Source organism: Pseudomonas sp. FSL R10-0056, assembly GCF_009600105.1.
In the GTDB taxonomy this organism is placed as follows: Bacteria; Pseudomonadota; Gammaproteobacteria; order Pseudomonadales; family Pseudomonadaceae; genus Aquipseudomonas; species Aquipseudomonas bubulae.
On record NZ_WIWL01000246.1, the window covers coordinates 1 to 13329 of the forward strand.

11 protein-coding genes and 1 pseudogene are annotated in these 13329 nt (G+C 60.6%); 7 read left to right on the forward strand and 5 right to left on the reverse strand.

The genetic code is table 11. The annotated features are described in order from the left end of the window. Positions 1 to 177 precede the first annotated feature (177 nt). A pseudogene (locus tag GHO42_RS24970) lies at positions 178 to 285 on the reverse strand (transcriptional regulator); the annotation flags it as partial. A gap of 229 nt (positions 286 to 514) precedes the next feature. On the opposite strand from GHO42_RS24970, the gene GHO42_RS24975 reads away from it, so the two are divergent. Beyond that, positions 515 to 970 (forward strand): nuclear transport factor 2 family protein, encoded by a 456-nt coding sequence (locus GHO42_RS24975; RefSeq protein ID WP_153328216.1) that lies wholly within the window; start codon positions 515 to 517, stop codon positions 968 to 970. Between the two features lie 13 nt (positions 971 to 983). Here GHO42_RS24975 and GHO42_RS24980 read toward each other — a convergent pair whose 3' ends face one another. Further along, the gene (locus tag GHO42_RS24980) at positions 984 to 2186 is read right to left on the reverse strand and encodes an NAD(P)/FAD-dependent oxidoreductase (RefSeq protein WP_153328215.1); all 1203 of its coding nucleotides are present in this window, start codon (positions 2184 to 2186) and stop codon (positions 984 to 986) included. A gap of 202 nt (positions 2187 to 2388) precedes the next feature. Here GHO42_RS24980 and GHO42_RS24985 point away from each other — a divergent pair, with 202 nt between their 5' ends. Beyond that, positions 2389 to 2952, forward strand: a complete 564-nt coding sequence (locus GHO42_RS24985; RefSeq protein ID WP_095002523.1) for an Rrf2 family transcriptional regulator — start codon at positions 2389 to 2391, stop codon at positions 2950 to 2952. Here the strand turns inward: GHO42_RS24985 and GHO42_RS24990 are convergent. After that, entirely contained in the window at positions 2873 to 3808 is a 936-nt protein-coding gene (locus tag GHO42_RS24990; protein WP_095018747.1) for an EamA family transporter, read from the reverse strand. The genes GHO42_RS24985 and GHO42_RS24990 overlap by 80 nt on opposite strands. Before the next feature lie 119 nt (positions 3809 to 3927). On the opposite strand from GHO42_RS24990, the gene GHO42_RS24995 reads away from it, so the two are divergent. Beyond that, the gene (locus GHO42_RS24995) at positions 3928 to 4710 is read left to right on the forward strand and encodes a helix-turn-helix domain-containing protein (protein ID WP_095027131.1); all 783 of its coding nucleotides are present in this window, start codon (positions 3928 to 3930) and stop codon (positions 4708 to 4710) included. 58 nt (positions 4711 to 4768) lie between these two features. Here GHO42_RS24995 and GHO42_RS25000 read toward each other — a convergent pair whose 3' ends face one another. Continuing rightward, a complete protein-coding gene (locus tag GHO42_RS25000) occupies positions 4769 to 7678 on the reverse strand; it encodes an RHS repeat domain-containing protein (RefSeq protein WP_153328214.1) in 2910 nt (969 codons plus the stop codon). Between the two features lie 177 nt (positions 7679 to 7855). Further along, positions 7856 to 8878 (reverse strand): aldo/keto reductase, encoded by a 1023-nt coding sequence (locus tag GHO42_RS25005; RefSeq protein WP_153328213.1) that lies wholly within the window; start codon positions 8876 to 8878, stop codon positions 7856 to 7858. A gap of 281 nt (positions 8879 to 9159) precedes the next feature. On the opposite strand from GHO42_RS25005, the gene GHO42_RS25010 reads away from it, so the two are divergent. The 4 genes from GHO42_RS25010 to GHO42_RS25025 all read left to right on the forward strand — a co-directional run. After that, a complete protein-coding gene (locus tag GHO42_RS25010; protein WP_095018745.1) occupies positions 9160 to 9747 on the forward strand; it encodes a helix-turn-helix domain-containing protein in 588 nt (195 codons plus the stop codon). Between the two features lie 36 nt (positions 9748 to 9783). Next, positions 9784 to 10923 (forward strand): LLM class flavin-dependent oxidoreductase, encoded by a 1140-nt coding sequence (locus GHO42_RS25015; RefSeq protein WP_095002518.1) that lies wholly within the window; start codon positions 9784 to 9786, stop codon positions 10921 to 10923. Between the two features lie 20 nt (positions 10924 to 10943). Then, the gene (locus GHO42_RS25020) at positions 10944 to 12572 is read left to right on the forward strand and encodes an ABC transporter substrate-binding protein (RefSeq protein ID WP_130872487.1); all 1629 of its coding nucleotides are present in this window, start codon (positions 10944 to 10946) and stop codon (positions 12570 to 12572) included. Beyond that, a partial coding sequence (locus tag GHO42_RS25025; RefSeq protein ID WP_153384203.1) for an ABC transporter permease occupies positions 12565 to 13329 on the forward strand: 765 nt, incomplete at its 3' end. The genes GHO42_RS25020 and GHO42_RS25025, both read left to right, overlap by 8 nt.

Consider the following 13329-nt stretch of genomic DNA (forward strand, 5'->3'; position numbering starts at 1 on the left):
AGCGGCCTGAGCCCTGTGGAATACAGGACTCAAGCACGGCGGGCATAGAAGGCGTCCAACTTTTCGGGGTCAGATCAAAATAGGCGGACACCATCGACCTTAATTTGTGAGTTCGGAAGGTGTGCTGGTCGTTCCCTTCGATGCGCTCTGGGACACGCCAGCTTTAGCCCTGGCCTAGGCCGCAGCCAATAGCGTCACTTCGGTAGTACGTACCGCCTTGCCAGCTTTCATTTGACGTACCGAAGCCAACAACGCTTTTTGAAATTTCTCCATTTCATGATCCATTACTGACCTTCTCTTTCAATTGATTCAGGAAGACGGTCGGCAGGTTGTCGAATTCGCCCCGTCCACCCTGCCTGGACGTTCAGTGCTCTTTGTAGTGGTCTTATAAACCCGCCCCACCTACCCTACACCCCCCACAAATAGTCCAAACGAACGATGAACCCCTCCCCCAGTCAGGCCGAGCATCAGCTCAGCGCCAACCCAACCGGCAGACTGAAATAAAGGGGACAAGATGGACATCAAACAATTGCTGCTTGAGCGTGAGCTCAATGCAGTCCTTTCTCGCTATGCACGGGCTTGTGATCAGCGCGACTGGGCTGCCATGGATGATGTGTTCCTCAAGGAGGCGACTGCCGACTATGGCGGTTTGCATCAGCTTCAAGGTCGCGGGCCGATTGTGGCCATGATTCGTGTGCACCTGGATGGCTGCGGGCCTTCGCAGCACTTGCTCGGCAATCTGTTGGTCGAGTCCAGCGATTCAACTATCGTGAGCCGCATCTATGTCCGCGCAGCCCATCGCGGCGCCGGCAATATGCAAGGCTTGACCTATGAATCGCTGGCCGAATATCAGGATCGCTGGGTTTCAACATCAGACGGCTGGCGTATTGCCCATCGGCGCATGGATATCAGCCACGAGCTGGGGTGTCGCGATATCCTGCGCCCGGCCACTGAAAGCGCGCAGGGTTAAGCACCCTGATATTTCAGGCAATCGGAATCAATGGGTCCGCTGCCGCCCAGGCCACATCGCGGTCGGCAGCCGGCGGGTAGATCCACACCGTATTGATCTGTGTCTTCAACGATTTGCCTTCCTGGCGGGTCAACTTGACCTGGCGATCCCAGCCTTCGGTGTAGACCGCTCCCCAGCCACCCAGGTCCAGGCAGGTAACGTACTTGGGCTGGCTGTAGGCAACCGGGGCCACGCCCAGTATCTGCGCAGCAACGTTATTGCCCGCGTGGCGCCCTAGGACGATGGCGTGCTGGCAGGTCATCAGGGCATGGTTGCCCAGGTCATCCGTGGCGGCATAAGCCACGTCGCCGGTGGCGAAGATGTCTTGCTGGCCTATGACTTGAAGGTGCGCGTCCACATGCAGACGCCCAAGCCCATCACGCTCCCCCGGGATTTGCGCCGTCAGCGAGCTGGCCCGTACACCGGTGGTCCAGATCACTGTTTTCGCTTCGATTCGTTGACCATCACCCAGGGTTACGCCTTGCTCGTCGACGGCTACCACAGACGATTTCAAGCGCCAGGTCACCCCCAGCTCATCGCTGGCTTCGGCGATCGACTGGCTGATTTCGGCGCCCAGTGAAGCCCCGACTTTTTCACCCCGATCCACGATGATCACTTCCATGTCTGCATGCTCGCCCAGTATGGCGCGCAGACGGGCCGGCATTTCGGTTGCCGTTTCAATGCCGGTGAAGCCTCCGCCCGCCACAACCACCGTGTTGCGACCACGGCTTGGTGGTAGTTCTGCCAGGGATTTGAGGTGGTTTTCCAGGCGTATGGCTTGCTCGATCTGGTCCACGTCGAAGGCGTATTGCGCCACACCTTGGGTGTCAGGCAGCGCAAGGCCGCTGCCAGTAGCCAGGACCAGTTTGTCGTACTGATGAATTTGTCTGGCGCCTGCAGCATCGGTGTAAACCACATGTTTTTGCTGCACGTCGATGGTCTCTGCAGCGCCCTTGATAAAGGTGACACCTACCGCGTCGAGCAGTTCGCCAATGGGCGCGACCAGCCGGTGCGCTTCAGGCTCGTAAAAACGCGGGCGTATGCGCAGCTCGGCCTGGGGGGCCAGCACGGTCACTTCGACTTGGTTGTGGCCGTGAATATCCAACAGCCGCGTTGCACTCAAAGCGGTCCACATGCCACCGAAGCCTGCGCCAATAATCAGAATCTGCTGTTTCATTTTTTATCCCCTGATGAGAAGCCCGAGCAAAGCAACCCCGAATGACGATCACCACCGAACCTCAATAACGGCGACTATATTAGTCGTAGTTACAGAGAGCAATCTTTATTTGTGGTCCATGCCACTGCTGTCACGCCCAAGGAGCGTTGCTCGCCTGACTGATCACTGCTAAAATATGCGACTAATTCAGTCGGAGATTTTGATGTCTCTTTACAGCGCGGGCGTTGAGTACGGCATTCACTGCCTGCTCTTTTTGGTAGGCGATGGCGGCGAAAGCCGTGAGGCGAGCGTGCGTGATCTTGCAGAGTTGCAAGGCGTACCTCAGGACTATCTGGCGAAGATCTTCACCAAGCTGGCCAAGGCCAAACTGGTCGTGGCCACCGAAGGCGTGCGCGGCGGATTCAAACTGGCCAGGCCTGCTGACGAAATCAGCATTCTCGATATCGTCAACGCTATCGACGGCCAAAAGCTTATTTTCGATTGCCGGGAAATTCGTGGCCGCTGCGCACTCTTCGAAGGCTCGCCGCCTGCCTGGGCGCTGGACGGCCACTGTTCGGTTCACGCGGCGATGATGACGGCACAAAAGCGCATGGAAGAGGCCCTGGCCCAACAAACCATTCTTGATCTTGCCCGAAAGGTCGGCCGTAAATCACCCGCCGAGTTCCCGGCACAGGTCGGCAAATGGATCAACGATCGTCGAGAGAAGAAAAGCGCCGCGCAGACTTCTGACGACCAGGCCATCCCGGTAACTGAAATCTCGGACTAAGCCCCGGCCCTTTTACAAACCCCACTGCCAGCGCCGCCAATATCAGCACAATCGCAAGCCCTTCATTGAACCCAATCTTGTGCCCCAGCATCAGCATCGAACCTGCGATCCCGAAAACCGGAATCAGCAGGGACAGCGGCGCCACCCTGGATACCGGGTACTCGCGCAGCAACAGATTCCAGCCCCAGTAACAGAAATGCGTCGCCGCGTAGACCTGAAACAACAGGGAAAACAACGCCACCCACTCAAAGTGGGTGACTAAAGAGGTAAAAGGCGCAGATCCGTGGGCAAGCCAGGTAAGAGCCAACAGCGGCAGCGGCGCAAACACACTGGCCCACACCACAAAGGCGAACATCTCCCGCACTTTCGACTGTTTGATAATGACGTTGCCGATACTCCAGCTCAGAGCACTGATCAGCAACAGGCCATAACCCAGGGTCGTGCCCCGGCCGGGGCTGGCCACAATGATGCTGATCAACCCCAACAGTGCCAGCCCCATCCCCAGTATCTGGCCGAAGCCCAGACGCTCGCGAAACAGCAATACCCCCCAGCCCAAGGTGAAAAAAGCACTGAACTGGATCAGCAGCGCAGCGGTTCCTGGGGGCACGCCCCATTCAATACCCAGATTGATCAGGGCCCACATGGCCACTCCAAAAATCAAGCCATAAGCAGCCAGCCACTTGATGGCAATCGGCGGCCGTTTGACGAAAAATACCCACGGCAACGCCGCAAGGGTAAAACGCAGCGCTGTTAGCAACAGCGGATCGATAGCTGCCAGGCCCAGTTTAGTGATGGGGAAGTTCAGCCCCCAAACGGCCGTCACCAGCACGGCCAGGATCAGATGTTTCTTTTGCATAGGTGGGGGGCTTCCAGTGGCAAGGCGGGCGGCGTCATGCACCAACCAAAATGCCACTATGCACACTTGCCGTATCGGCCCGCTTGCACTATCAGGTCAAAGATCATTAAATTCGGGCCATGGGCGAATTTGAATCCGACACCTGCGAAAATATCCCCCGCGACGCTGTGGTCACGGCCATTGACTATGCCGACGGGCAGCGCTTTGCCCTGCACAGGCATAACCGCGGGCAGTTTGCCTATGCCGCCTGCGGTGTCATCACGGTGTTTACCGACCAGGGCAACTGGGTGGTACCGCCGCAACGGGCCATTTGGGTACCGGCGGGGGTGCCCCACGAAATGAGCATGAACGGCCCGGTCACGATGCTGAACACCTATATCCGCGAGCCCGCGTCTGTGCGCCTTGGCCTGCCGGCGCATTGTCAGGTTTTCGGCATATCGCCGCTGCTGCACCAGTTATTGATCCAGGCCACGGATATTCCTGCGCTCTATGACGAAACCCGCAGAGAGGGGCTGCTGATGAATTTGCTGCTCCACGAAATAGCCGAGATGCCACCCCTTTCGCTCAATGCGCCGCTACCGGGTGAGCCCAGGCTGGCGCGGGCCTGCCGCACACTGCTGGAGCAGCCGTCGCTGGATATCGGGATTGATGATATGGCCCGGCAGGTTGGCATGAGCCGCCGTACCTTTACCCGCCTGTTTCGCCAGCAAACCGGCATCAGTTTTGTCGAATGGCGCCAGCAAGCCTGCCTGTTGGCAGCGGTGGTGCGCCTGGGCCATGGCGAGGCCGTTACGCAAGTGGCGACCGATCTGGGCTATAGCAGCCCGAGCGCTTTCACCAGCGTTTTTCGCCGGGTGCTGGGCGAGGTGCCAAGCCGGTATTGCCTGAAGGAACCGAGTTGAACCAACTGGCCAGCCCCGCTGCCGACAAACACAGCCCCCGCTCAAAAGGGTATGTGCCTCAGTGCGGATTTCGTATCCCCACAACGCGGTAGGCAGCGCTCCCCGTGCGCTCGAACATCAGACGCCAGGCGCCTCGCCTGCGGCTGTTGTTATAGCCAATAAGGTCAGCGGACATTAATCGATCGCTGTGGGGGTGCCAGTTAATCGACCGCAAACGCCCCTCGCGCAAATGGCTCAAGGTCAGGGCAATACTGATACCCGCAGAGCCCGCTGGCAAAGGTGTCACCGCTGAATCATCGATCGTCAGGGCGGCAGGCGAACGGGGGGGCGGGAGCGCAGCGGCGACCGGCCTCGCGCTTTGCAGGGGCTGTTTTTTTGCGGCCGCGCTTTTACCGGGCAATCGGGTCATGGCCGTTGCCTCGGGTGTCCCCGTGGCGCTCGAGGGGCCTGCGGCCTGTGGCTCCCGGTGAGCACGAAGCAACAGACTGCGAACGCCCAGATGCCTCAGCTCACGGGTGGGTGGCCGCCCTGATGCCACTACAGCGCGCAAACGCTCCCGATACTCGACGCCCACGACATATCCGTATAGGTCACCACGCACGGTGGGGTAAACCGCCAACGCCACACCTGTGCTCTGCAGAACCTGACTGTGCTGGCTGTAAAAAAAGTTGACCAGCTTGACTGTTTCTTCAGGGCTCAGCGCCATGTCCCGGGCAAACTCCAGGGCTTTTTCCGTGACGCTTTGCGCCAGCTCATATTCCTGCGCATCCCTGAGGCCTGGTGCTGGCTGTTGCGCCTCGGCCAAATCCAGATACCGGTTCAAGGCAAAGAGTGCCGAGCCTGCCACTGCCCCCAGTCCTGCAACGGCTTGAGCAGCATTAAACAGCCAGCCCAAGGCATAGCCAAGGGCGGTAAAAATGACGATCAGGCTCAGACCGGCAACGACCCGATAGCGTTGGGGTAGATCTTCTTCCCGCCCATCAGGATCTATCCGATTTATCGGGTTGTTACCGACCATGGCATAAACATTCAAGCCGTCGATGGTCCCTGCCGGGTCTGCACTGATCCAACGCTGGAGCCAGGCCGCGTAATAACGCAAACCGTAGTAGTAAAGCCCGGACGCATCGCGTTCCTTGCCCGAGTAACGCAGGGTCTTGAATGTGGCTTCAAGCGCGCTTTTCGCCGCCCACCATGCCGTCGCCCCGAACGGGTAAAAACCCTCCTGGCTGAGCAGTGCCGCGCGCTCATCAAGCTCCAGTACGCCGCTGCCCAGGTGATCGCAAAGGCTGAAGCGCACATGCTCATTCTCGACCCCATCGGGCAACCCCTGCTCCCAGGCAAGTAAACGCACCCCGGTGCGGCCTGCTTGCAGCGTCAAGGCACTTGAGCGCTCTCCCGTGGCCCGGTTGAGGCGCAGCTCCAGCCCCGGCAAATAACGCACTTCATCCACATGGGTGAGGTTTGCGGCCCGGGTCGTTCTACGCTTGAAAACCCGCTGCCCCTGACCGTCGTAGACGTAGGCTTCTTCATCATTCTCACCGTTGGTGCGCTGCACGCTGGTGACACGGCACAGTTGATTGCGCACATTCCACTCCAGGGCCTGACCACGCACCAAGACCCGTTGATTACCACAGGCATCAAACGCCTCGCCTGAAGCCAGCAGAGAACCAGGCTCAATCATCTGGCTGCGGTTACTGGTTTGTGACACGGACATACGCCGGGTGTAGCCCTGGCCGGCAGAAGGTACATGCTGCATCTGTACCAGGTTGGCGCCGGCATCGTACTGATAGTGCCGCGTGTAGTTGCGCCATTGCTGCGTGTCCGTTGTGTCGAAGAGCACCGCCGCAGGGGTACTGGCGCCACCGGGGTGGCGCGCATTTTCTCGTCCGCTGGCTTTGACCAGTTGGTAGAGGGTGTCGTAGGTAAAAGTGCTCGAAGCCTGGATCATCGCGTTGCTGGCCCAGGTGGTCGGTTGAGCGCCATCCACCACATGGGTCACATTGCCTACCCGGTCGTAGGTGTAGGTCAGATCCTGCAAGATGCCACCCTGTGCCCCCCCGCGACTGGCCTGCAACCGTCGCAAACTGCCATCATCGTCAGCGTAAGTAGCCCGGGTGACAACACCGTTGCCTGCCCGCTCGCTCGTCACTTGCCCGGCGGCGTTGTAGACCAGCTCATCCACCAACAGTTTTGACTTGCCACCTGCCGTAAGCAGGCCAACACCTACCTGTTCCCCTGCAACGTTATATTCCAGGCGCTGCCGGTTCCCCCTGGCATCACGCAGCCCGAGCAGTTCACCCAGCGCATTGCGATGCCAGGCCGTCAGGTAATGCCGAGCCTCCAATTGTCGATCGCGCCACGCTTGCGGCTCAGGCCAGTCGAGCGCTTCAGGGGCCTGGCAGAAACGCCGCGACTGGCTGTTTGCCTCGCCGGTCAAATCGTAATGTTCGTTGATGACGCTGCCAGCCGGGTCATCATGGCGGACCAGACGGCCGCATCGGTTCCGCGCCCTGTCCGCTGCATCGGCCGCCCCGTAGGTAAAACGCTCAAGACATCGGCCGTGGGGCTCATCACTGCGCTGTTCATGAACGGCCACAAGCCTGGACTGGGCATCGTAGTCAAAACACTGCTGATGCCCGCGCCCGTTCCAGGTTTTGCGCATCTGCTGCGCGACGCCAAACAGAGTGATATGCCATCCGCTATCGACACTGTCAGTGCGCAACGCCAGCCCTGAAAGGCTGGAAATCTGGCGTTGATTGGCCGCGACTGTGGCCCCATGACGACGCAACGCCCCCAATCGCGGGTCCCACTGCCCGAGTACAAAACCGGTGGCGCCAAAGACAGTTTCGTGAATCCGCGCCCGGGGGCTCTGCTGTGTACTCAGACGGTGGTATTGCACCCTGCGTACACTCAAGCCCCTGGGGTCAACCGCCGTCAGTGACGGTGTGTGGTGATGCACATGGGTCATGGCGCCTGGCCTGTTTAACGAAATGGAGCAAAAAGGCTATGGCTCAAGTCGAGGGCAAAGGTGGTAAATAATTAGTTTTATTTAAAATCCGCAGCCCCAAGGGTCCGGGCTGAGGGCGGATTTATCGCGCTCACAAAAAAACGCCCGAAGGCGTTTTTATATCTGACAGCCGGGGTTTCACACCCGCGACTTGCGTCCGAAAAACGGATGGCTCGGGTCGTTGTAGCCCGGTGTCGTCGAGTGCCCGGTGACCACCAGATCATTGATAAAGGCTTCGTCCTGCGCGGTGAACCTGTAGTTCAACGCTGGCACATAGTCTTCCCATTGCTGCTCAGTTCGCGGCCCGGCGATGGCCGAGGTGATCAGCTGGTTATTCAGCACCCAGGCCAAAGCGAACTGGCCTGCGGTAATGCCTTGCCCTTCGGCATAGTCACGAATGCGCTGGGCCAGATTGAGGGACTCGGGGCGCCATTCGGTTTGCTGCAGGCGCGGGTCGTTGCGCCCGGCGCGGGTGTCCTGGCCAGGGGCCTGATCGGGGTCGTATTTTCCGGTGAGCACACCGCGCGCCAGCGGACTGTAAGAGATCACGCCAATGCCGTAATGCTCCGCCGCCGGCAGGTGCTCGACTTCGATCTGACGGTTGGCCAGGTTGTACAGCGGCTGGCTCACGCTCGGACGCTGGATGCCCAGCAGGTCGGCGCTGCGGCTGAATTCGGCAAGTTTCCAGCCGCGGTGGTTGGACAAACCGTAGCCACGGATCTTGCCCGCCCGGATCACGTCATCCAGCGCGCGCAGGGTTTCGTCCACCGGGGTGTCGTGGTCTTCGCGGTGCAGGTAGAACAGGTCGATATAGTCGGTATTGAGGCGCTTGAGGCTGGCGTCCACCGAGGCAATCACGTTCTGGCGCGAGGCTCCGCTGTTGTTCGGCCCGCTGCCGCCCGGGTTGGGATTGACGAACTTGGTGGCCAGTACCCAGTGCTGACGACGATCACCGATCAAACGGCCCACCACGGCTTCCGAGGCACCGTCGTTGTAGCCGTTGGCGGTGTCGATGGAGTTGATGCCCTGCTCGAAAGCGCGGTCGGTGATGCGCCGGGCGACGTCGTCCGGGGTCTGCCCGCCGAACATCATGGTGCCCAGGGTAATGGGCGAAACCTTCACGCCGTTGCGGCCCAGGTTGCGGTATTGAATGTCGCTCATGCTGACTCCCTGCGTGGTGATCGTGAAATCAAGTGGCGCAAACAGTAGTCAGCCGTGTTCTGGCGGTCAACGCCCAACGGGGCATAACCATAGAGCGGTTTTGTCAGGGTATCTCTTATTCAAAACGGGTCTTTAAACGTCGGAATTAATTATTTATGGATCTAAAAAACCCTCGGTAATCTCATGACTTTTCGGACCGCATGAAAAGGAATCATCATGAGCCGTCGCCCCCATGGCCCTGACAATTCACCTGCATTCACCTCACTTGCAGGTTCACGCCCATGAATATCCCTACCGGTTTTCTCGACAGCAGCGGCAGCGTTCCCTTCAGCTTGCCCGAGCGTGATCCACAGGGCGACGATCCTGTCGCCAAACGTATCAGCCACAACCTGCAGCGCTTGCGCGACAAGCGCCAGTTGTCCCTGGAGGCACTGGCCCATGCCAGTGGTGTGCGCCGCGCGATGATTGCGCAGATCGAAGCAGGCCGCAGCTTTCCCTCGGTCAAGGTGCTGAGCAAAGTCGCCGCCGCACTGAAGGTGTCCATCGCCGAGTTCCTCGACCCCGACGGCGCCGGCATGGTTATACGCCGCGCCCTGCCCCCTGAGCACGCCGCCCCCCTGGTGACGTTCAACGAGCTGCGCCTGGGGCCCCAGGCCGAGGAAAGAGTGCCCGGCACCCCCCATGGCGTGCAAAACCACCTGCTGGTGGCCGAGGGCACTCTGGAGCTGAAAATCAATGACGAACTGGTTGTGCTGCACGCTGGCGACTCGATCCTGTTTCGCGCCGAACGGCCCCACCGGTATCGCAACCCGCACAACAGCGAAGCCGTCGCCTACCTGCTGACCAGCCCTGCGCAAGTGCAGGAATAGCCCGCGTTTTCCTATCCCCTGCCTGGAGCCTTCGCCTTGTCACGTCAGCCCTCCCCTCTGGATTTTCCTCAAAGCCCGCTGTCCCGTGCCTTTGAACAACCGTTGTTTCTGGGCCTGTTCCTGCCGGTGCAGTCCGGTGGCTGGAGCCCTTCGGCACTGCCACGCAGTACCACCTGGACCTTTGACTACAACCGTCAGTTGACCCTGCGCGCCGAAGAGTTGGGATTTGACCTGGTGTTTGCCCTCGCTGAATGGTTGGGCAAGGGCGGCTACGGGGGCGATATCCGCTACCACGACGAATCACTGGATGCCTTTATCACTCAGGCAGCGCTGGCGTCGGTAACCTCGCGCATCCTGCTGATCTCTACCCTGCATGTGCTCTATGGCCCCTGGCATCCACTGCACCTGGCCAAGTTCGGCGCCACCCTGGACCATATCAGCAAGGGCCGCTGGGGCCTGAACCTGGTGACCGGGCATCGTCATCGCGAACACCGGCGCTTCGGTCAGGCCCCCATCGAGCACGATCAGCGTTACCGCCAGGCCGACGAATTTATCCGCGTGGTGCAGGAACTGTGGCACAGCCCGGACAACGTCGATTTCAGCGGCGATCATTACAAGCTCGAAGAGGCCTATGTCAGCGTCAAACCGTCCTTTGGCCGTCCGGTGCTGGTCAACGCCACCGGCTCACCCGCCGGTATCGACTTCGCGGCACGGCATTCCGACATTGTGTTCACCACCAGCCCCGGCAGTGCCGAGATCGAAAACGCGCTGGAGAAACTGCCCGAGCATTTGCAGCGCATCAAACACGCCGCCCGTGGCTATGGCCGTCAGGTGCGCACCCTGATCAACCCGCTGGTGATTTGCCGCGACAGCGATGCCGAAGCCTGGGAAGTCCACGCCGCGATCACGGCCGCAGGTGACCCCGGTGCACTGGAGGGCCATGCCCGTGAAGCCAGTGATGCCCATGCCTGGCGCGGCCATCAACCGGCCGAGCGTTATGTGGGCGGCAATATCCAGCTGGTCGGCAGCCCCGAGACCGTGGTGCGCGACATCATCCGCCTCAAAGAGGCCGGTATCGACGGCTTGCAACTGAGCTTCTTCGACTTTGCCCCCGACCTTGAACAGTTTGGCGAGCGCGTGTTGCCCCTTTTGCGCCAGGCCGGCCTGCGCCGCTAACCCACCCCAGGAAGACCGCCATGCCCTTTACCCGTCGTCAATTTGTTGTTGGCCTGTCTGCCCTGTCCGCGCTCGGCGCCAGCGTGCCGTTCCTGCCCACTGCCCTGGCCGATGCCACGGGGCAGGCCGTCAGCGGACGCCGGGTGTTCAACTTGCTGATCAATCCCGAGCCGCCTTCGCTGAGTTCTTTCAACACCACCGCCGGTACCAGCGTCACCGCCAGCAGCAAGGTGCTGGAGGGGCTGCTGACTTACGATGAAGCCCTCAATGCCCGCCCTGCACTGGCCACCGCCTGGGAGGCCGCCCCTGATGGCTTGAGCTACCGCTTCACCCTGCGCGAAGGCGTCAAATGGCATGACGGCGAGCCGTTCACCTCGGCCGACGTGGCGTTCTCCCTGGACCTGATCAAGCGTTTTCACCCCCGGGGTTCCAGTACCTTTGCCAACCTGGAGCGGGTCGACACCCCCGACGACCACACTGCCATCGTTCATTTGAGCAAGCCGGCGCCGTACTTGATTCGCGGTTTTGCCGGCGGTGAAACGCCGATCCTGCCCAAGCACCTGTATGCCTCGGGCGACCCGCTGAGCAATCTGCACAACAACGCCCCGGTGGGCACCGGCCCCTTCCGTTTCAAGCGCTGGGAGCGCGGCAGTTTTATCGAGTACGAACGCAACCCGAACTACTGGGACCCGGCGGCAACGGTGGTCGATACGCTGATTCTCAAAGTCATCCCCGACGGTGCCGCGCGCCTGGCCGCGTTTGAAAACGGCACGCTGGATGCAGGCGGGCAAAGCCCGGTGCCGCTAAGCGAGCTGGAGCGCCTGACCAAATCCGGCCGTTTAAAAGCCACTACCCGCGGCTATCGCTACACCATTACCCCGACCATGCTCGAGTTCAACCTCGATAACCCGCTGTTGTCTCGCCTCGAGGTGCGCCAGGCAATTGCCCATGCCCTGGACCGCGAAGTGATCCGCAAGGTGGTGTACTACGGCTACGCCGAAGCCAGCTATTCACCGATCCCGAAAAGCTTCGCCAACTACGTCTACGAGGGCCCCAACCCGTATCCCTTCGACACCGAGGCAGCCAATGCATTGCTGGACAAGGCCGGGCTGGTAAAAAAAGGCACCTGGCGTTTCAGCCTGACCCTCGACCCGCTGCCCTACGGCGACAGCTACAGCCGCACTGCCACCTATGTGCGCAGTGCCCTGGCACGCATTGGCATCGAAGTGAAACTGCGCGCCCAGGATTTTCCCACCTATATCAAACGTATCTACACCGACCGCGACTTTGACTTTGCCGTGGTCGGCATGGGCACCCTGTATGACCCCACGGTGGGTGTGCAACGCCTGTTCTGGTCGAAGAATTTTCGCCAGGGCGTGCCGTTTTCCAATGGCACCCACTACAACAATCCCGAAGTCGACCGCCTGCTGGAAAGCGCCGCGGTAGAGACCGACGAACAAAAACGCGGCGAGCTGTTCAAGGCGTTCCAGAAGATCGTGATTGAAGAAGTGCCTTCGATCACCCTGGTCATGCAGCAACAGGTCTCGGTGTACAACGCCCGGGTCAGCGGTTTCGAAGATGACGCCAACGGCCTGGACAGCAGCCTGGCCAATATCAGCCTGGCTGACACCGGAGGCGCCCATGCTTGAACGGCGCAGAATGTGGCGCCTGTCACGGCGCACCTTGTGGCAGGCCATCCCCACCGTAGTCGGCATCCTGTTGCTGAATTTTTTGCTGCTGCGGCTGATCCCCGGTGACGCCGTGGATGTGCTGGCCGGTGAGTCCGGCGGCGCCAGTGCCGAAACCCTGCTGCAGTGGCGCAGCCATTTTGGCCTGGACTTGAGCCTGCTGGAGCAATTGCAACGCTACCTCGGCCAACTGGCCCATCTGGACCTCGGCCTGTCGCCACGCTTCAACCTGCCAGTCAGCCACCTGGTACTCGATCGCCTGCCCAATACCCTGGTGCTGATGGTCGGCGCATTGGGGCTGGCGCTGGCCATCGGCATCGCCGCCGGTACGGCAATGGCCACCTGGGTCGGTCGCTGGCCTGACCGCGTGTTGTCACTGGCGGTGTTGCTGCTGTATTCCACGCCGGGGTTCTGGATCGGCTTGATGGCGGTGCTGCTGTTTTCGGTCAAGCTCGGCTGGTTGCCCAGCAACGGTTTTCAGACCCTGGGCCTCGATCTGCACGGCACGGCCTGGCTGCTCGACCGCCTGCAGCACGCCGTGCTGCCAGTGCTGGCGCTGGCCACGTTCTATATCGCCCTGTATGCCCGCCTGACCCGTGCCGCGATGCTCGAAGTGCAACGTCAGGACTACGTGCGCACCGCACGGGCCAAGGGCCTGGCGCCATGGCGAGTGGTGTCACGGCATGTGCTGCGCAATGCCCTGCTGCCGGTTTCGACC

What these genes read in the sequence shown, in the direction of transcription:
- GHO42_RS24975 (WP_153328216.1), top strand. Translation starts at nt 515, where the DNA reads ATGGACATCAAACAATTGCTGCTTGAGCGTGAGCTCAATGCAGTCCTT.
- GHO42_RS24980 (WP_153328215.1), bottom strand. Translation starts at nt 2,186, where the DNA reads ATGAAACAGCAGATTCTGATTATTGGCGCAGGCTTCGGTGGCATGTGG.
- GHO42_RS24985 (WP_095002523.1), top strand. Translation starts at nt 2,389, where the DNA reads ATGTCTCTTTACAGCGCGGGCGTTGAGTACGGCATTCACTGCCTGCTC.
- GHO42_RS24990 (WP_095018747.1), bottom strand. Translation starts at nt 3,808, where the DNA reads ATGCAAAAGAAACATCTGATCCTGGCCGTGCTGGTGACGGCCGTTTGG.
- GHO42_RS24995 (WP_095027131.1), top strand. Translation starts at nt 3,928, where the DNA reads ATGGGCGAATTTGAATCCGACACCTGCGAAAATATCCCCCGCGACGCT.
- GHO42_RS25000 (WP_153328214.1), bottom strand. Translation starts at nt 7,678, where the DNA reads ATGACCCATGTGCATCACCACACACCGTCACTGACGGCGGTTGACCCC.
- GHO42_RS25005 (WP_153328213.1), bottom strand. Translation starts at nt 8,878, where the DNA reads ATGAGCGACATTCAATACCGCAACCTGGGCCGCAACGGCGTGAAGGTT.
- GHO42_RS25010 (WP_095018745.1), top strand. Translation starts at nt 9,160, where the DNA reads ATGAATATCCCTACCGGTTTTCTCGACAGCAGCGGCAGCGTTCCCTTC.
- GHO42_RS25020 (WP_130872487.1), top strand. Translation starts at nt 10,944, where the DNA reads ATGCCCTTTACCCGTCGTCAATTTGTTGTTGGCCTGTCTGCCCTGTCC.